The organism is Microbacterium sp. Soil_C_42 (assembly GCF_057656735.1).
This window is the reverse complement of sequence record NZ_JBDGJU010000003.1, coordinates 165,740-183,239: the sequence shown is the minus strand read 5'-3', so window position 1 is coordinate 183,239 and position 17,500 is coordinate 165,740. Positions and strand designations below refer to the sequence as shown.

16 protein-coding genes are annotated in these 17,500 nt (G+C 71.4%); 15 read left to right on the top strand and 1 reads right to left on the bottom strand.

The genetic code is table 11. The features are described 5' to 3' along the window. Nucleotides 1-14 precede the first annotated feature (14 nt). Complete coding sequence (gene fmt, locus AC3A46_RS03725) at nt 15-938, top strand: methionyl-tRNA formyltransferase (RefSeq protein WP_487663861.1); 924 nt, start codon at nt 15-17, stop codon at nt 936-938. Further along, on the top strand, nt 935-2,305 hold the full coding sequence (locus AC3A46_RS03720; RefSeq protein WP_056368243.1) for an RsmB/NOP family class I SAM-dependent RNA methyltransferase: 1,371 nt from the start codon (nt 935-937) through the stop codon (nt 2,303-2,305). Before fmt ends, AC3A46_RS03720 begins: the two co-directional genes overlap by 4 nt. 29 nt (nt 2,306-2,334) lie before the next feature. On the opposite strand, the gene glsA is transcribed toward AC3A46_RS03720, so the two are convergent. Beyond that, nucleotides 2,335-3,507 (bottom strand): glutaminase A, encoded by a 1,173-nt coding sequence (gene glsA / locus AC3A46_RS03715; RefSeq protein ID WP_487663860.1) that lies wholly within the window; start codon nt 3,505-3,507, stop codon nt 2,335-2,337. A gap of 20 nt (nt 3,508-3,527) precedes the next feature. Here glsA and rpe point away from each other — a divergent pair, with 20 nt between their 5' ends. The 13 genes from rpe (at nt 3,528) to AC3A46_RS03650 (ending at nt 17,480) form a co-directional block, all read left to right on the top strand. Then, nucleotides 3,528-4,223 carry a ribulose-phosphate 3-epimerase gene (gene rpe / locus AC3A46_RS03710; protein WP_487663859.1) on the top strand — a complete coding sequence of 232 codons (696 nt, stop codon included), beginning with the start codon at nt 3,528-3,530 and terminating at the stop codon, nt 4,221-4,223. Nucleotides 4,224-4,275: 52 nt separating this feature from the next. Next, nucleotides 4,276-4,539, top strand: a complete 264-nt coding sequence (locus AC3A46_RS03705; RefSeq protein ID WP_045302883.1) for a phosphoribosyl-ATP diphosphatase — start codon at nt 4,276-4,278, stop codon at nt 4,537-4,539. 43 nt (nt 4,540-4,582) lie between these two features. Further along, nucleotides 4,583-5,425: an ATP phosphoribosyltransferase gene (gene hisG / locus AC3A46_RS03700; protein WP_487663858.1), complete on the top strand. Its 843-nt coding sequence runs from the start codon at nt 4,583-4,585 to the stop codon at nt 5,423-5,425. Then, nucleotides 5,425-6,198 (top strand): imidazole glycerol phosphate synthase subunit HisF, encoded by a 774-nt coding sequence (hisF, locus tag AC3A46_RS03695; protein ID WP_487663857.1) that lies wholly within the window; start codon nt 5,425-5,427, stop codon nt 6,196-6,198. The genes hisG and hisF overlap by 1 nt, the downstream gene beginning before the upstream one ends. Then, the gene (gene hisI / locus AC3A46_RS03690) at nt 6,195-6,560 is read left to right on the top strand and encodes a phosphoribosyl-AMP cyclohydrolase (RefSeq protein WP_487663856.1); all 366 of its coding nucleotides are present in this window, start codon (nt 6,195-6,197) and stop codon (nt 6,558-6,560) included. The genes hisF and hisI overlap by 4 nt, the downstream gene beginning before the upstream one ends. Next, a complete protein-coding gene (locus AC3A46_RS03685) occupies nt 6,557-7,192 on the top strand; it encodes a Trp biosynthesis-associated membrane protein (RefSeq protein ID WP_487663855.1) in 636 nt (211 codons plus the stop codon). Before hisI ends, AC3A46_RS03685 begins: the two co-directional genes overlap by 4 nt. A 46-nt stretch (nt 7,193-7,238) precedes the next feature. Beyond that, nucleotides 7,239-7,469, top strand: coding sequence for a DUF6704 family protein (locus tag AC3A46_RS03680; RefSeq protein WP_045302461.1), 231 nt, complete (start codon nt 7,239-7,241; stop codon nt 7,467-7,469). 2 nt (nt 7,470-7,471) lie between these two features. After that, complete coding sequence (trpC, locus tag AC3A46_RS03675; protein ID WP_487663854.1) at nt 7,472-8,248, top strand: indole-3-glycerol phosphate synthase TrpC; 777 nt, start codon at nt 7,472-7,474, stop codon at nt 8,246-8,248. Then, entirely contained in the window at nt 8,245-9,510 is a 1,266-nt protein-coding gene (trpB, locus tag AC3A46_RS03670; protein WP_487663853.1) for a tryptophan synthase subunit beta, read from the top strand. The genes trpC and trpB overlap by 4 nt, the downstream gene beginning before the upstream one ends. Then, on the top strand, nt 9,507-10,301 hold the full coding sequence (gene trpA, locus AC3A46_RS03665; protein WP_487663852.1) for a tryptophan synthase subunit alpha: 795 nt from the start codon (nt 9,507-9,509) through the stop codon (nt 10,299-10,301). The genes trpB and trpA overlap by 4 nt, the downstream gene beginning before the upstream one ends. Before the next feature lie 65 nt (nt 10,302-10,366). Then, on the top strand, nt 10,367-11,338 hold the full coding sequence (gene lgt, locus AC3A46_RS03660) for a prolipoprotein diacylglyceryl transferase (RefSeq protein WP_310246485.1): 972 nt from the start codon (nt 10,367-10,369) through the stop codon (nt 11,336-11,338). A gap of 75 nt (nt 11,339-11,413) precedes the next feature. Then, a complete protein-coding gene (gene gltB / locus AC3A46_RS03655) occupies nt 11,414-16,021 on the top strand; it encodes a glutamate synthase large subunit (RefSeq protein ID WP_487663851.1) in 4,608 nt (1,535 codons plus the stop codon). Continuing rightward, nucleotides 16,014-17,480 carry a glutamate synthase subunit beta gene (locus tag AC3A46_RS03650; protein ID WP_487663850.1) on the top strand — a complete coding sequence of 489 codons (1,467 nt, stop codon included), beginning with the start codon at nt 16,014-16,016 and terminating at the stop codon, nt 17,478-17,480. The genes gltB and AC3A46_RS03650 overlap by 8 nt, the downstream gene beginning before the upstream one ends. The last annotated feature ends 20 nt before the right edge of the window (nt 17,481-17,500 follow it).

The window sequence follows — 17,500 nt, the reverse complement described above, 5'->3', positions numbered from 1 at the left end:
CTCCCAGGAACGTCATGCGTCTCGTCTTCGCCGGCACACCGGCGCCGGCTGTGCCATCGCTGCGCCGGCTCGCGGCATCCGGTCACGACATCGCCGCCGTCATCACCCGCCAGGACGCCCCGCTCGGGCGCAAGCGAGTGCTGACGCCGTCACCCGTCGCCGCGGCGGCCGAGGAGCTCGGGCTGCCCGTGGTCCGCGCCGACCGGCTCGATGCGGCCGTCACGGCCGAGATCGCGGCGCTCGAACCCGACCTCGGCGTGATCGTGGCCTACGGCGGGCTCGTGCGGGAGCCGCTGCTGTCGACCCCGGTGCACGGCTGGATCAACCTGCACTTCTCGCTGCTGCCGCGCTGGCGCGGCGCCGCGCCGGTGCAGCACGCGCTCATCGCCGGTGACGCGCGCACGGGGGCCAGCGTGTTCCAGCTGGTGCCCGAGCTCGACGCCGGAGACGTGTTCGGCGAGCTCGCGGTCGACGTGCCGCCGGACGCGACCGCCGGCGACCTCCTCGCCTCGCTGGCCGACGACGGTGCCGGACTGCTCTCCGACGTGGTCGACGCGATCGCCGCCGGCGCCGCCGTCGCCCGCCCGCAGGAAGGCGACACCACGTACGCGTCGAAGCTCGGCGACGACGACGGCCGCATCCGCTGGAACGAGCCCGCGAGCGCGGTGCTCGGCCGCATCCGCGGGGTGACGCCCGAGCCCGGTGCGCACACCACGATCGACGGCGCGCGGTTCAAAGTGCTCGCGGTCGCGCCTGCTCCCGGCGATGCGCCGTCGCTCGCACCGGGCGCTCTCGCTCTGCACGGCAAGCAGGTGATCGCCGGGACGGCATCCGCGCCGATCGCGCTCGAGACGGTGCAGCCCGCCGGCAAAGGCGCGATGCGCGCCGCCGACTGGTGGCGCGGGCTGCGCGACGCGACGCCGGTGGCGGGATCGTGAGCCGCACGGTCGCGGCGCGCCGCGTCGCCTACGAGACGCTGCGAGCCGTCCACGAATCCGACGCGTACGCCAACCTGCTGCTGCCGACCGCGATCTCGCGCGCGGGCCTGTCGACGGCCGACGCCGCCCTCGCGACCGAGCTCACCTATGGCACGCTCCGGCGCCAGGGCACCTACGACGCGGTGATCGCGATCGCCGCCGATCGCCCGGTCTCCGATGTCGACCCGGCCGTGCTCGACGCGCTGCGTCTCGGCGTGCACCAGCTCCTGTCGACCCGAGTGGCCTCCCACGCCGCGGTGAACGAATCCGTGGAGCTCGCCCGGGGTGCGGGCGGCCGCGGTGCCGCCGGGTTCGTGAACGCCGTGCTGCGCCGGGTGTCGCGCGACACGCCGGGCGACTGGATGACGCATGTCGCCGCGAGCGCGCGGTCCGACGACGAGCAGCTCGGCCTGCTGTTCTCGCACCCGGTGTGGGTGGTGCGCGCCTTCCGGCGCGCGCTGGCCGCGGAGGGCCGCGCCGAAGAGCTCGAGGCGCTGCTCACCGCCGACAACGCGTCGCCGCGCGTCACGATGGCGGCGCTGCCCGATCTCGCGGGTGTGCCCGACGACGCCCGGCGCACGCCGTTCTCGCCGATCGGGTTCCGCCTGGGCGGCGGCGACCCCGACCCGCTCGTGCGCACCTCGCGCGGGCGCATCCGTGTGCAGGACGAGGGCTCACAGCTCGCCGCATTGGCGCTCACGCGCGCCCTGCCGATCACGGAGGGGGAGCGCTGGCTCGATCTGTGCGCGGGTCCCGGTGGCAAGACCGCCGTGCTCGCCGCCGAGGCCCGCGTCGGCGGCGCCACACTCGAGGCCAACGAGATCTCACCGGCGCGCGCCGGGCTCGTCCGGCAGGCTCTTGCGGGCGTCCCGGTCGAGGTGCCCGTGTCGGAAGAGGACGGCCGCACCCGCGCGGCGGACGCGCCCGACACGTACGACCGCATCCTCGTCGACGCGCCGTGCACCGGGCTGGGCGCACTGCGCCGTCGTCCCGAGGCGCGCTGGCGCAAGGCGCCGAGCGACGTCCCGGCGCTGACCGAGCTGCAGCGGGAGCTGCTCAGCGCCGCGGTCGGTGCGCTCAAGCCCGGCGGCGTCGTCGCCTACGTGACGTGCTCGCCGCACCTCGCCGAGACGTCGGGCGTCGTCGCCGACATCCGCCGGGAGTGGGGCGCCGCGCTCGAGGAGATCTCCGCGCGCGACGTGATCACGTCCTTGTCCGACGCCGACCCGGGCCTGCCGCCGCAAGCCGACGGCAGCGGGCGCGCACAGCTGTGGCCGCACCGTCACAACACCGACGCGATGTCGATCTCACTGCTGCGGAGGGTCTGAGCCGCAGCATCCCGCTCCGGCTCGCGACGTCATTCCCGCAGACGGATGCCGTGGGGCATCTGCTCGAACTCGACCCGCAGCGCGACCAGCGCAGCACTGTGGGCACGGGCGAGGTCGCGGGCGTCGACGATCACCTCGGCGCCCTCGGGGAGCGCTTCGGCGATCTCGCGGAGCACCGCGACGACCCGCTCGGTGCCGGCGAGGCCGAGCTCGCCGGCGAGCCTCAGCACCCGTCCCTGGTCGGTGTCCTCGACCGTGAACGCGGGCACGGCGACGCTCTCGTGCGGCTCGAGCAGGTGCATGCCGAACCGCTCGCCGAGCGTCTCGAGGAGCGCGATGGCGCGCACCGAGTTGCCGTGCTCGTCCAGCCGGGGGCTGAACGCCGCCACGCCGAACTGCGACGGGGCGACGGCGAGCAGTCCGCCGCTCACACCGCTCTTCGCCGGCAGGCCGACGCGCAGCAGCCACTCGCCGGAGTAGTCGTACATGCCGCAGCTCGCCATGATCGACAGCACGTCGCGGGCCACGGCCTCGGAGACGACCCGCTCGCCGGTGACGGGGTTGAGGCCACCGAACGCGAGGGTCGCCGACATCACGGCGAGGTCACGCACCGTGACGAGCAGCGAGCACTGCCGGAAGTAGGTCTCGACGGCGATCTCGACCGAGCCCTCGATGATCCCGTGCGAGCGCAGCAGATGCGCCAGCGCGCGGTTGCGGTCGCCGGTCGCCGACTCCGAGGCGTAGACCTGCTCGTCGACCCACAGCGAGCGCCCCGCGAAAGCGGAGAGTCCCTCGACGATGCGGGTCATCCGGTCGTCGACGCCGTCGCCGGGGATGAGAGCGGACGTCGCGATCGCCCCGGCGTTGACCATGGGATTCGCCGGTCGCCCGGTGCCGGGCTCGAGGCTGATCGCGTTGAACGGCTCGCCGCTCGGCTCGACGCCGACCTTGCGCAGCACGGCGTCCCGCCCGCGATCGGCGAGGGCGAGCGCGAGCACGAACGGCTTCGAGATCGACTGGATCGTGAACTCGTGCGTGACGTCGCCGACGGCGCGGACGCGTCCGCGCGGGCCGACGACCGCGAGCGCGAGCCGATCGGGATCGGCGGCGGCGAGCTCGGGGATGTAGCCCGCGGGGGCGCCGCGGTCATGGGGTCGGACGTCTTCGAGGACGTCGTGCAGCAGCGCCGTGATCGGATCCACGGCTCGACCATAATGGACGCGTGCCACCGATCGACGACACCGCCCGCCAGAGCGGCATCCGCATCAATCCCAGCATCCTGGCCGCCGACTTCGTGAACATGCAGGCCGAGCTCGCGCGGATCGCGACGGCGGACTTCGTCCACGTCGACGTCATGGACAACCACTTCGTGCCCAATCTGACGTTCGGCCCGCAGATGGTCGAGCGCATCCAGGCGACGAGCCCCGTGCCCCTCGACGTGCACCTCATGATCTCCGACCCCGACCGCTGGGCACCCGGGTACGCCGAGCTCGGTGCGGCATCCGTCACGTTCCACCTCGAGGCGGCGACCGAGCCGGTCGCGCTCGCCCGGCGGCTGCGCGACATCGGCGCACGCGCCGGGGTCGCGGTCAAGCCGGCGACCCCCGTGGAGAGCCTGTTCGACCTCCTCGACGACTTCGACCAGATCCTCGTGATGACGGTCGAACCCGGCTTCGGCGGCCAGTCGTTCATGCCCGAGACCATGCCGAAGCTGCGTCGCCTGGCCGATGAAGCCCGCCGGCGCGGATCGTCGGTGTGGCTCCAGGTCGACGGCGGCATCGGCGAGTCGACGATCGCGCAGGCCGCCGAGGCGGGCGCCGACACGTTCGTCGCGGGCTCCGCCGTGTTCGGCGCGGGCGACCCGTCGAACGCCATCGCGGGCCTTCGCGCGTCCGCCGCCCAGCACCACATCCACTGAGCGTCGTGTCACGCGGCGCCGAGGCATCCGCTCGGTTCGATACCCTGGCATGGTGAAGACGTTCGACACGCTGTACGCCGAGCTCGCCGCGAAAGCGGCTGAGCGCCCCGAGGGATCGGGAACCGTCGCACAGCTGGACGCGGGCGTCCACGCGATCGGCAAGAAGATCGTGGAGGAGGCGGCCGAGGTCTGGATGGCGGCCGAGTACGAATCGACGGATGCCGCAGCCGAGGAGATCTCGCAGCTCCTGTACCACCTGCAGGTGCTGATGCTCGCGAAGGGGCTGAGCCTCGAAGACGTCTACCGACATCTCTGAGCGCGCGTCCCCACCCGTCCTCGAACCCGAAAGTCCCGCTGCCATGCTGCGAATCGCCGTGCCGAACAAGGGCTCGCTCGCCGAGACCGCTGCCGAGATGCTGAGCGAGGCCGGATACACCGGCCGTCGCGACAGCAAGGACCTGCACATCATCGACCCTCAGAACGAGGTCGAGTTCTTCTACCTGCGCCCCAAGGACATCGCGACCTACGTCGGATCCGGCGCCCTCGACGTCGGGATCACGGGGCGCGATCTGCTGCTGGACGCCCGCATGCCCGGCGCCCGCGAGATCGAGGCCCTGGGCTTCGCAGGATCGACCTTCCGCTTCGCCGCCCCGACCGGGACGCTGACCGAGGTGGAGCACCTCGAGGGCAAGCGCGTCGCGACATCTTATCCGGGGCTCGTCGACGCCTTCCTCGACGAGCGCGGGATCGCGGTGGATCTGGTGCCTCTGGACGGCGCCGTGGAATCCGCGGTGCGCCTCGGTGTCGCCGACGCGGTCGCCGATGTGGTCGAGACCGGCACGACGCTGCGTCAGGCCGGCCTCGAGGTGTTCGGCCCGCCCATCCTGCGCTCCGAGGCGGTGCTGATCGCCGGTCCCTCGGACGTCCCCGGCACCGACACGCTGCTGCGTCGACTGCGCGGAGTTCTCGTGGCGCGCCAGTACGTGCTCGTGGACTACGACCTCCCCGCCGACCTGGTCGACCAGGCCGTCGCGATCGCCCCGGGCATCGAATCGCCCACGATCTCGCCGCTGCGCGATCCCGCATGGGTGGCGGTTCGGGTGATGGCACCACGCAAGGGGGTCAACAACGTGATGGACGCGCTGTACGCGATCGGCGCCCGCGCGATCCTCGTCACCGCGATCCACAACGCGAGACTCTGATGAGCCTGGTCTGCCGCGTCATCCCGTGCCTCGACGTCGCCGCAGGGCGCGTCGTCAAGGGTGTGAACTTCCAGAACCTGCGCGACATGGGAGACCCGGTCGAGCTCGCACGGGAGTACTTCCGCCAGGGCGCCGACGAGATCACCTTCCTCGACGTCACCGCGACGGTCGACGAGCGCTCGACGACCTACGACGTCGTCCGGCGCACCGCCGAAGAGGTCTTCATCCCGCTCACCGTCGGCGGGGGAGTGCGCTCGGCCGACGACGTCGCCCGGCTGCTGTCGGTCGGCGCCGACAAGATCGGCGTCAACTCCGCGGCGATCGCCCGCCCGCCGCTCCTGGACGAGATCGCCGACCGGTTCGGCGCTCAGGTGCTCGTGCTGTCATTGGACGTGAAGCGGTCGCCCGCCACCGACTCCGGCTTCGTCGTCACCACCCACGGCGGCCGCACCGAGACGACCCTGGACGCGCTCGAGTGGGCGCGCGAGGCGATCGAACGCGGTGCGGGGGAGCTCCTCGTGAACTCGATCGACGCCGACGGCACCAAGCAGGGCTTCGATCTCGAGCTCGTCTCCCTGATGCGCGAGGTGGCGAGCGTGCCCGTCATCGCGTCCGGCGGCGCCGGCCGCGCCGAGGACTTCGGCCCCGCCATCGAGGCCGGCGCGGACGCCGTGCTCGCCGCATCCGTCTTCCATTCCGGCCAGCTCACCGTCGGCGACGTGAAGGCCGCCATGCGCGCCGAGGGGATCGCCGTCCGCGAGGTGACCGCATGACCGAGACGCTCGACGAGCGCATCTCGCGCGTGAGATTCACCGCCGACGGCCTGGTCGCCGCAGTGATCCAGCAGTGGGACACGCGCGAGGTGCTCATGCTCGGATGGATGGATGCCGAGGCCCTGCGTCGCACGCTCACCGAGGGCCGCGTCACCTTCTGGTCGCGCTCCCGGCAGGAGTACTGGCGCAAGGGCGACACATCCGGCCACATCCAGCTGGTCCGCGGAGCGAGCCTCGACTGCGACGGCGACACGATCCTCGTCGAAGTCGAGCAGGTCGGCGCGGCGTGCCACACCGGCACCCGCACGTGCTTCGACGGCCGCGACCTCGGCGCCGTGCGCGGCCCGGAGCCGGACGCGTGATCCGCAGGGCGCGACTCCTCTCGGTCGTCCTCACGGTGCTGTGCGGGGCGCTGGGCGTGATCTCGTCGACGCAGACATGGCTGACGGTCGAGCTCCAGGACGCCGCCCACCACACGTTGGAGGTGCCCGGCGCCTCCGCCGTGCCGGTGCTCGCGCCGCTCAGCCTCGCGGTGCTGGCCCTGGGGGCCGCGCTGTCGATCGTCGGGCTGATGCTGCGCTACGTCTTCGGCGCACTGGCGTTCTTCATCGGCGCCGTCCTCGCGTGGCTGACCGCCCGCGTCGTGCTCGAGCACCCGGTCTCCGCCGTCGCCTCCGTCGTCACCGAATCCACCGGCATCGCGGGGGAGACCTCCGTCGCGAAGCTCGTCGCGTCCATAGACGCGACCGCGTGGCCGGCGGTGACGCTGGTCGTCTGGGTGGTGCTGATCGCGGCCGGCGTGTTCGTGGTCGCGACCGCGCACTCCTGGTCGCGCACCGGTCGCCGCTACCGCACGGACGAGCCCGCGAAGGCCGCCCCGGCGACCGGTTCTCCCGCGCGCGCCGGCGACGGCCCGCGCCCCCACGACGCTGCCGGATCGCGCGCCATCGACGACTGGGACGACCTGTCGCGTGGCGAGGATCCGACCGCCTGACCGCTAGACTGGCGGCATCCCGCCCAGGTTTCACGAGGAGACACCCATGAGCAACAACATCGGCGACCCCGGCCACGGACACTCGCCCGCAGCCTGGACGGCCGTCGTGATCATGCTCATCGCGGTCTCGATCGGCACCTTCTTCTTCTTCCTCGACATGCCGATCTTCGTCTGGGCGTCGGCCGGCCTCCTGGTCATCGGACTGCTCGTGGGCTGGATCATGAAGCGCGCCGGCTACGGCGTGGGCGGCTCCAAGGTCGCGGCGAAAGAGCACTGAGCATGCTCGCCGACCTCACGGCCGGCGCGGTGGAGGACGCGGAGGCACGCGCCTCGCAGCGTCCCCTGGCAGAGGTCGAGTCCGCAGCCCTCGCGCGGCGTCCCGCTCTCGACGTCCTCGCCGCGCTCGCCCCGTCCGACCGCGTCAAGATCATCGCGGAGGTCAAGCGTGCGAGCCCCTCGCGCGGCGACCTCGCCGCCATTCCCGACCCCGCGCTCCAGGCCCGTCGCTACGAAGAGGGCGGCGCGTCGGCGATCTCCGTCCTCACCGAGGGCCGCAGGTTCAAGGGCAGCCTCGCCGACCTCGAGGCCGTGAAGGCCGCGGTCGCGCTGCCGGTGCTGCGCAAGGACTTCATCGCGACCGAGTACCAGGTGCTGGAGGCCCGCGCGTCCGGCGCCGACCTGGTCCTGCTCATCGTCGCCGCGCTCGACCAGGACGTGCTCGCGCGTCTGTACGCATTCACGCGTGAACTGGGCATGACGGCGCTCGTCGAGACGCACTCGGCCGACGAGGTCGACCGTGCCGTGGACCTCGGGGCGGAGCTCATCGGCGTCAACGCGCGCGACCTGTCGACCTTCCAGCTCGACCGCGACCTCTTCGGCCGCCTCGCCGAGCGCATCCCGGAGGGGGCGATCAAGATCGCCGAGTCGGCCGTGCTGACGCCCGACGACGTCGCCCACTACCGCCGCGACGGCGCAGACGTGGTGCTCGTGGGCGAGGCGCTGGTCACGAATGATCCCGTATCCACCCTGCGCGCATTCCTGGAGGCAGGCGCATGAGTCTTCGTGAGGCGCCCGGACCCCTGTTCGGCGAGTTCGGCGGGCGGTACATGCCCGAATCCCTCATCGCCGCGATCGACGAGCTGACGGCCGAGTACGAGGCGGCGAAGGCCGACCCGGCCTTCCAGGCCGAGTTCGTGCGGCTGCTGCACTCGTACGCCGGTCGCCCGTCGCCGATCACGGAGGTCGCCCGGTTCGCCGCGCACGCCGGCGGCGCCCGCGTCTTCCTCAAGCGCGAGGACCTCAACCACACCGGCTCGCACAAGATCAACAACGTGCTCGGCCAGGCGCTGCTCACCCAGCGCCTCGGCAAGACGCGCGTCATCGCCGAGACGGGCGCGGGCCAGCACGGCGTCGCGACCGCGACGGCCGCAGCGCTCTTCGGCTTCGAGTGCACGATCTACATGGGCGAGGTCGACACGGAGCGCCAGGCGCTCAACGTCGCCCGCATGCGCCTGCTCGGCGCCGAGGTGATCCCCGTCAAGACCGGCTCGCGCACCCTCAAGGACGCGATCAACGACGCCTACCGCGACTGGGTCGCGAGCGTCGAGACGACCAACTACATCTTCGGCACGGCCGCCGGGCCCCACCCGTTCCCCGCGATGGTCCGCGACTTCCAGAAGGTCATCTCGGAGGAGGCGCGCGCGCAGCTCCTCGAACAGGCGGGGCGGCTGCCCGACGCGGTCCTCGCGTGCGTCGGCGGCGGCTCGAACGCCATCGGCATGTTCGACGCGTTCCTCGACGACGAGGGCGTCAAGCTCTACGGCGTCGAGGCCGCCGGCGACGGCGTCGACACGCCGCGGCATGCCGCGTCGATCGAGCGCGGCCACCCCGGTGTGCTCCACGGCGCGAAGACCTTCGTGCTGCAGGATGAGGACGGCCAGACGATCGAGTCACACTCGATCTCGGCGGGTCTCGACTACCCGGGCGTCGGCCCGGAGCACGCCTGGCTCGCCTCGATCGGCCGCGCCGAGTACATCCCCGCGACCGACGACGAGGCCATGCAGGCGCTGCGTCTGCTCTCCGAGACGGAGGGCATCATCCCCGCCATCGAGTCGGCCCACGCCCTCGCCGGGGCGCTGCGCATCGGCCGCGAGCTCGGCCCCGACGCGATCCTCGCGGTGTGCCTCTCGGGCCGCGGCGACAAAGACATGGACACCGCGGCACGGTACTTCCAGCTGTACGACGACGGCGCGGATGCCGCGGCTGCCGCCTCCGCACCGCACGACGACGCCGCACACGGCGAGGGGGAGAAGCTGTGACCTCGCGCGTCGCCGCTGCGATCGACGCCGCCCGTGCCGAGGGACGCGGCGCGTTCGTCGGCTACCTGCCGCTCGGCTTCCCCGACCTCCAGACGAGCATCGACGCGGCGGTCGCGCTGGCCGAGAACGGCGCCGACATCCTCGAGCTCGGCCCGCCGTACTCCGACCCGGTGATGGACGGCACGGTCATCCAGGAGGCGACACAGGCAGCCCTCGCCGGCGGGTTCCGCCTGCGCGACACGTTCACGGCGGTGCGCGAGATCACGCGCCGCGTCGACGTGCCCGTGCTCGTCATGACGTACTGGAACCCGGTGCTGCAGTACGGCGTCGACCGCTACGCCGATGACCTGCTCGCCGCCGGGGGCGCAGGTCTCATCACGCCCGACATCACGCCGGAGGCGGCGCCCGAATGGATCGCCGCCAGTGAGCGCACCGGCCTCGACCGGGTGTTCCTCGCCGCGCCGACGTCGACGGACGAGCGCCTCGAGCTCATCGCACAGAACTCCACCGGCTTCGTCTACACCGTCTCGACCATGGGCATCACGGGGGAGCGCGCGCAGTTGGATGCTGCGGCCCGCACCCTCGTCGCCCGCCTGCGCGAGCACGGGGTCGAGCACGCGTGCGTCGGCATCGGCATCTCGAACGCCGAGCAGGTCACCGGCGTGCTCGAGTACGCCGACGGCGCGATCGTCGGCACGGCGCTCGTGCGCGCGCTGCGCGATGGCGGCCTCGAGGGGCTCGCCGAGACCGCGCAGAGCCTCGCCGCAGGCACCGCCCGCGGCGCGAACTAGACTTCTGAGGTCGGCGTCCACCGCCGCCACCCCCAGCACGGATCCAGCAAGGACACGGTTCTCCCATGATCAACGCCGCCGCGAGCGTCGTCGCCAGCATCCCGAGCCCGTCGATCAGCTACTTCGACATCGGCCCCCTGCGGATCCACATCTACGCGCTGTGCATCATCACGGGCATCATCGTCGCGACGCTGTGGACCAACGCCCGCCTCACCAAGCGCGGCGCCGAGCCGTGGGTCGTCATCGACATCGCCCTGCTCGCCGTCCCGCTCGCGATCATCACGGCGCGCATCTACCACGTGCTCACGCACTGGAACTTCTACTTCGGCGAGGGGGCGAACCCCTGGTCGGCCCTCTTCATCTGGGAGGGCGGCATCGCCATCTACGGCGCGCTCATCGGCGGCGCCGTCGGTGCGTGGCTCGGCTGCCGGTGGACCGGCATCCGCTTCTGGACCTTCGCCGACGCACTCGCTCCCGGACTGCTCCTCGCACAGGCGATCGGCCGCTTCGGCAACTGGTTCAACCAGGAGCTGTTCGGCCTTCCGACCGACGTGCCCTGGGGCCTCGAGATCGACTACCCGAACCCCGCGTGGCCGATCGGCCTGCCCGAGGGCACCCTGTACCACCCGACGTTCCTCTACGAGGTCATCTGGAACACGCTCGGCGTGCTCTTCCTCGTGTGGGTGGGTCGCCGCTTCACGCTCCAGTGGGGCCGCCTCTTCGGCCTGTACCTCGTCTGGTACAGCGCGGGCCGCATCGTGTGGGAGTCGATCCGCATCGACCCGAGCGACATCTTCCTCGGTCTGCGCACCAACGTCTGGGCCGCCATCTTCGGCGTGGTGATCGGTCTCGTGATCTTCTTCCTCCAGAAGCGCCGCCACCCCGGCCTGGAGCCGTCGCCCTATGTGTCCGGCCGCGAGTGGAAGGCCGGACAGGCTGTACAATCTCAGGAGACCGACGACTTCGTCGACGTCAGCGAACCCCCGACGTCCGAGGCCGAAGGGGTCAGCGCCACAAGCACTCCTGCCACCAAGTAACGCAGCTCTCCCCCCGAAGAGCGCGCCCAGGGCCGACGTCGTCCCATCTTGACTATCAACGTGAGGACGGTAGGTATGGCTTCGAGCCCCCGTTCCGTCGCCTCTGCGGAGGCGAACTTCCCCGCTGCGTCCGGCCGTGCCGGGTTCCCGCAGAAGCAGGGGATGTACAACCCGGCCTTCGAGAAGGACGCCTGCGGCCTGGCGATGGTGGCCACCCTGCGGGGTGAGGCAGGCCACGACATCATCGATCTGGCGCTGACCGCCCTGCGCAACCTCGAGCACCGAGGCGCCATCGGCTCCGATGCCGGCACCGGCGACGGCGCGGGCATCCTGACGCAGATGCCCGACGCGTTCCTGCGCGCGGTGGCCGGCTTCGACCTGCCGCCGGTGGGCGAGTACGCCGCCGGCCTCGTCTTCCTGCCGCGCGACGCCGAGGCGCGCGCCACCCAGAAGAGCGGGATCGAGCGGATCGCAGCATCCGAGGGTCTGACGGTGCTCGGCTGGCGCGAGGTCCCGACCTCCGACGAGAACCTGGGCAAGCTCGCCTTCGAGGCGCGCCCGGCCTTCGAGCAGCTCTTCATCTCACGTCCCGCGACCGGCGACGCCGCGGCGCTCTCGGGCATCGCGCTCGACCGCCGCGCCTACCGCCTCCGGGCCCGGGCGCGCACCGAGCTCGACGCGTACTTCGTGTCGCTGTCGTCGCGCACGCTCGGCTACAAGGGCATGGTCACGACGCTCCAGCTCGAGCCGTTCTATCCCGACCTGCAGGACGAGCGCTTCGCCTCCGAGCTCGCGGTGGTGCACTCGCGCTACTCGACCAACACCTTCCCGTCGTGGCCGCTCGCGCAGCCGCTGCGCATGCTCGCGCACAACGGCGAGATCAACACCGTCAACGGCAACCGCAACTGGATGCGCGCCCGTCAGTCGCAGCTCGAGTCCGAGCTGCTCGGCGACATCCAGCCGCTGCTGCCCATCTGCACCACCGGTGCGAGCGACTCGGCCTCGTTCGACGAGGTGCTCGAGCTCCTCACGCTGACGGGCCGTAGCCTCCCGCACGCCATCATGATGATGGTGCCCGAGGCCTACGAGAAGCAGGCCGACATCGACCCGAAGCTGCGGGCGTTCTACGAGTTCCACTCCATGCAGATGGAGCCGTGGGACGGCCCGGCCGCGCTCATCTTCACGGACGGCACGCTCGTCGGGGCCACGCTCGACCGCAACGGCCTGCGCCCGGGCCGCTGGACCGAGACGACCGACGGCCTCATCGTCATCGGCAGCGAGACCGGTGTGCTCGACTTCGAGCCCGAGCGGATCAAGCGTCGCGGCCGCCTGCGCCCCGGACGCATGTTCCTCGTCGACACCGCGCAGCGCCGGATCATCGAGGACGACGAGATCAAGGCACAGCTCGCCGACCAGGAGCCGTGGCAGGAATGGCTCGACTCCGGCCGTGTCCGCCTCGCGGACCTGCCCGAGCGTGAGCACATCGTGCACCCCATCGCCTCGATCACGCGGCGTCAGCGCACCTTCGGCTACACGGAGGAAGAGGTCAAGATCCTCCTCACTCCGATGGGGCAGAACGGCGCCGAGCCGCTCGGTGCCATGGGCTCCGACACTCCGGTCGCCGTGCTGAGCGAGCGCCCTCGCCTGCTGTTCGACTACTTCACCCAGCAGTTCGCGCAGGTCACCAACCCGCCGCTGGACTCCATCCGCGAAGAGGTCGTCACGTCGCTCGGACTGGGCCTCGGCCCCGAGCGCAACCTCCTCGAGTGGGGGCCTGAGCACACGCGCGTCGTGACGCTCGACTTCCCCGTGATCGACAACGACGAGCTCGCCAAGATCCAGCACATCGACACCGCGCTCCCGGGCCGCACGTCGGTCACGATCCGCGGCCTGTACCGCGTCGAGGCCGGCCACAAGGGGATGAAGAAGCGCCTCGAGCAGATGTGCCAGGAGGTCGACCAGGCCATCGAGGACGGCGCCGAGTTCATCGTGCTGTCGGACCGCGACTCCAACAAGGATCTGGCTCCGATCCCGTCGCTGCTCATGCTCGCGGCCGTGCACCACCACCTCATCCGCAAGCAGACCCGCATGAAGTGCGGTCTCGTGGTCGAGGCGGGCGACGTGCGCGAGGTGCACCACATCGCGACCCTCATCGGGTACGGGGCATCCGCCGTCAACCCGTACCTCGCGATGGAGACCGTCGAGTACCTGGTGCGCGCCGGATTCATCACCGGCATCGCGCCCGAGAAGGCCGTCAAGAACCTGATCTACGCGCTCGGCAAGGGCGTGCTCAAGATCATGTCGAAGATGGGCATCTCGACCGTGTCGTCCTACGCCGGCGCCCAGGTGTTCGAGGCCGTCGGCCTGTCGCAGGACTTCGTCGACACGTACTTCACCGGCACCGAGTCCAAGCTCGGCGGCGTCGGACTCGACGTCATCGCCGCCGAGAACGCCGCCCGGCACGCGTACGCGTACCCGCAGGATGCTGCGGTCCGGGCGCACGAGCGGCTCTGGACGGGTGGCGAATACCAGTGGCGCCGCGACGGGTCGCCCCACCTGTTCAACCCCGACACGGTGTTCCGCCTGCAGCACTCGACGCGCACGCGCCGGTACGACATCTTCCGGGAGTACACCAAGCTCGTCGACGACCAGGCGAACGAGCTGAAGACGCTGCGCGGCCTGTTCGCGCTGAAGACCGAGGGGCGCACGCCCGTGCCGATCGACGAGGTCGAGTCGGTGGCGTCGATCGTCAAGCGCTTCTCGACGGGTGCGATGAGCTACGGCTCCATCTCGCGCGAAGCCCACGAGACGCTCGCGATCGCGATGAACCGCATCGGCGGCAAGTCGAACACCGGCGAGGGCGGCGAGGACGTGGACCGCCTCCTCGACCCCGAGCGTCGCAGCTCCATCAAGCAGGTCGCGTCGGGCCGCTTCGGCGTCACGAGCCTCTACCTGACGGAGTCCGACGACATCCAGATCAAGCTCGCGCAGGGCGCCAAGCCCGGCGAGGGTGGCCAGCTGCCGCCGACCAAGGTGTACCCGTGGGTCGCGCGGACGCGCCACGCGACCGCCGGCGTGGGTCTCATCTCGCCGCCGCCGCACCACGACATCTACTCGATCGAGGACCTCAAGCAGCTGATCTTCGACCTCAAGCGCGCCAACCCCGGCGCGCGGGTCCACGTGAAGCTGGTGAGCCAGTCCGGCATCGGCGCGGTCGCGGCCGGCACCGCCAAGGCGCTGGCCGACGTCATCCTGGTGTCGGGCCACGACGGCGGCACCGGTGCGAGCCCGCTGAACTCGCTCAAGCACGCGGGCACGCCGTGGGAGCTCGGCCTCGCGGAGACGCAGCAGACGCTCATGCTCAACGGCATGCGCGACCGCGTGGTCGTGCAGGTCGACGGCCAGCTCAAGACCGGTCGCGACGTCATCATCGGCGCGCTGCTGGGCGCAGAGGAGTTCGGCTTCGCCACGGCGCCGCTCGTCGTGTCGGGCTGCATCATGATGCGCGTCTGCCACCTGGACACCTGCCCCGTGGGCGTCGCGACGCAGAACCCCGCATTGCGCGAGCGCTTCAACGGCAAGCCGGAGTTCGTCGTGAACTTCATGGAGTTCATCGCCGAAGAGGTGCGCGAGTACCTCGCGTCCCTCGGCCTGCGCTCGCTCGACGAGGCGATCGGCCGCAGCGACCTGCTGGACATCGACGGTGCGGTGAACCACTGGAAGGCGAACGGCCTGGACCTCGGTCCTGTGCTCCACGGCCCGGTCTTCGCCGACGACGAGCCGCGCCGCAACACGACCGCGCAGCTGCACGAGATCGACGAGCACTTCGACGTCGCCCTCATCGAGCGCGCGCAGGACGTCATCGCGAACGGCGGCGAGATCACGATCGATCTGCCGATCCGCAACACGGAGCGCGCGGTCGGCACGCTGCTGGGCCACCACGTCACCAAGGCACGCGGTGAGAACGGACTGCGCTCGGGGAGCATCGTCGTCAACCTCACGGGGTCGGCGGGCCAGTCGTTCGGTGCGTTCATGCCCGCGGGCATCACCCTGCGCCTCGAGGGCGACTCCAACGACTACGTCGGCAAGGGGCTCTCGGGAGGGCAGATCGTCGTCCGTCCGCCGCGCGCAGCCACGTTCGACGCGTCGCAGAACGTCATCGCGGGCAACGTGATCGGCTACGGCGCCACTCTCGGGACCATGTTCCTGCGCGGCGTCGTGGGCGAGCGCTTCTTCGTCCGCAACTCGGGCGCCACCGCGGTGGTCGAGGGCGTGGGCGACCACGCGCTCGAGTACATGACCGGCGGTCTCGCGGTCATCCTGGGCGCGACCGGACGCAACCTCGGCGCCGGCATGTCCGGCGGCACCGCGTACGTGTACAAGCTCGACCGCAAGCTGGTGAACCGCGAGGCACTGGCCTCCGGCGAGCTCGAGCTCGGCGAGCTCGGCTCCGGCGACGCCGAGATCCTCCGCGACCTGCTCGAGCAGCACGTCGCCGAGACCGAATCAACCCTCGCCCAGGCTCTCCTCGACGACTTCGAGGCCGAGCTGGCGAACTTCGTCCGGGTCCTGCCGCGCGACTACGCCGCGGTTCTGCAGACCCGCCAGGAGGCCGTGGCCGAGGGGCTCGACCCCGACGGCGACGTCGTCTGGAACCGCATCCTGGAGGTGACGGGTGGCTGACCCGAAGGGCTTTCTGAAGGTCACCGAGCGCGAGCTGCCCCCGCGGCGGCCGGTGCCGGTGCGCATCATGGACTGGAAAGAGGTCTATGAGCCGGGCGACGCGGCGGTGCTGCGCCGGCAGGCCGGACGCTGCATGGACTGCGGCGTGCCGTTCTGCCACAAGGGCTGCCCGCTCGGCAACCTCATCCCGGAGTGGAACGATCTGACGTGGCGCGGCGAAGGCCGCGCCGCCAGCGAGCGTCTGCACGCGACGAACAACTTCCCGGAGTTCACCGGGCGGCTGTGCCCCGCTCCCTGCGAGAGCTCCTGCGTCCTCGGCATCAACCAGCCGGCGGTGACCATCAAGCAGGTCGAGGTTTCGATCGCCGACGAGGCGTTCGCGAACGGCTGGATCGAGCCGGAGCCCCCGGGGCGCCTCACCGGCAAGACGGTCGCCGTCGTCGGGTCGGGTCCTGCCGGTCTCGCCGCCGCGCAGCAGCTGACGCGCGCCGGCCACACCGTCGCGGTGTTCGAGCGCGACGACCGCATCGGCGGCCTCCTGCGCTACGGCATCCCCGACTTCAAGATGGAGAAGAAGCACCTCGAGTCGCGTCTTCGCCAGATGCAGGACGAGGGCACCCGCTTCCGCGCGGGCGTCGAGATCGGCAAGGACATCACCTGGGCCGATCTGCGCGCCCGTTACGACGCGGTCGTCATCGCCACCGGTGCGACGGTGCCGCGCGAGCTCCCGATCCCCGGACGCGACCTGGCCGGCGTGCACTTCGCGATGGAGTACCTCGTCGAGTCGAACAAGGCCGTCGCAGGTGATGCGGTCGCCAACCAGATCACGGCCGAGGGCAAGCACGTCGTCGTCATCGGCGGCGGCGACACCGGCGCCGACTGCATCGGCACGGCGCACCGTCACGGCGCGCTGAGCGTGACGAACCTCGCCATCGGCCGCCGCCCCCCGGGCGAGCGTCCCGAGCACCAGCCGTGGCCGATGGACCCCCTCGTGTTCGAGGTGCAGTCCGCGCACGAAGAGGGCGGCGAGCGTGCCTTCCTCGCCTCGACCGTCGAGTTCCTCGCGAACGACGCCGGCGAGGTGCGCGCGCTGCGCGTCGCCGAGACCGAGTTCGTCGACGGCCGCCGCGTGCCCAAGAGCGGCACCGAGCGCGAGATCCCCGCCGATCTCGTGCTGATCGCGATGGGCTTCACCGGCCCGGAGCGCGCCCTCCTCGAGGACCAGCTCGGCGCCCGCTTCACCGAGCGGGGGAACGTCCGCCGCGAGGACGACTACCAGACGACCGCCCCGGGCGTGTTCGTGGCCGGCGACGCCGGCCGCGGCCAGTCGCTCATCGTGTGGGCGATCGCCGAGGGACGCGCCGCCGCAGCCAGCGTCGACCGCTTCCTCATGGGGGAGACGGAGCTGCCTGCTCCGGTCCGCCCGACCGATGTCGCCATCGGCCTGCAGCCCGCGTAGGCTGGCCGAGGCACTCGCCA

Excerpts from the sequence above, each read along its gene's own strand:
- fmt (WP_487663861.1), top strand. The coding sequence starts at position 15 with ATGCGTCTCGTCTTCGCCGGCACACCGGCGCCGGCTGTGCCATCGCTG.
- hisG (WP_487663858.1), top strand. The coding sequence starts at position 4,583 with ATGCTGCGAATCGCCGTGCCGAACAAGGGCTCGCTCGCCGAGACCGCT.
- hisF (WP_487663857.1), top strand. The coding sequence starts at position 5,425 with ATGAGCCTGGTCTGCCGCGTCATCCCGTGCCTCGACGTCGCCGCAGGG.
- hisI (WP_487663856.1), top strand. The coding sequence starts at position 6,195 with ATGACCGAGACGCTCGACGAGCGCATCTCGCGCGTGAGATTCACCGCC.
- AC3A46_RS03680 (WP_045302461.1), top strand. The coding sequence starts at position 7,239 with ATGAGCAACAACATCGGCGACCCCGGCCACGGACACTCGCCCGCAGCC.
- trpC (WP_487663854.1), top strand. The coding sequence starts at position 7,472 with ATGCTCGCCGACCTCACGGCCGGCGCGGTGGAGGACGCGGAGGCACGC.
- trpB (WP_487663853.1), top strand. The coding sequence starts at position 8,245 with ATGAGTCTTCGTGAGGCGCCCGGACCCCTGTTCGGCGAGTTCGGCGGG.
- lgt (WP_310246485.1), top strand. The coding sequence starts at position 10,367 with ATGATCAACGCCGCCGCGAGCGTCGTCGCCAGCATCCCGAGCCCGTCG.
- gltB (WP_487663851.1), top strand. The coding sequence starts at position 11,414 with ATGGCTTCGAGCCCCCGTTCCGTCGCCTCTGCGGAGGCGAACTTCCCC.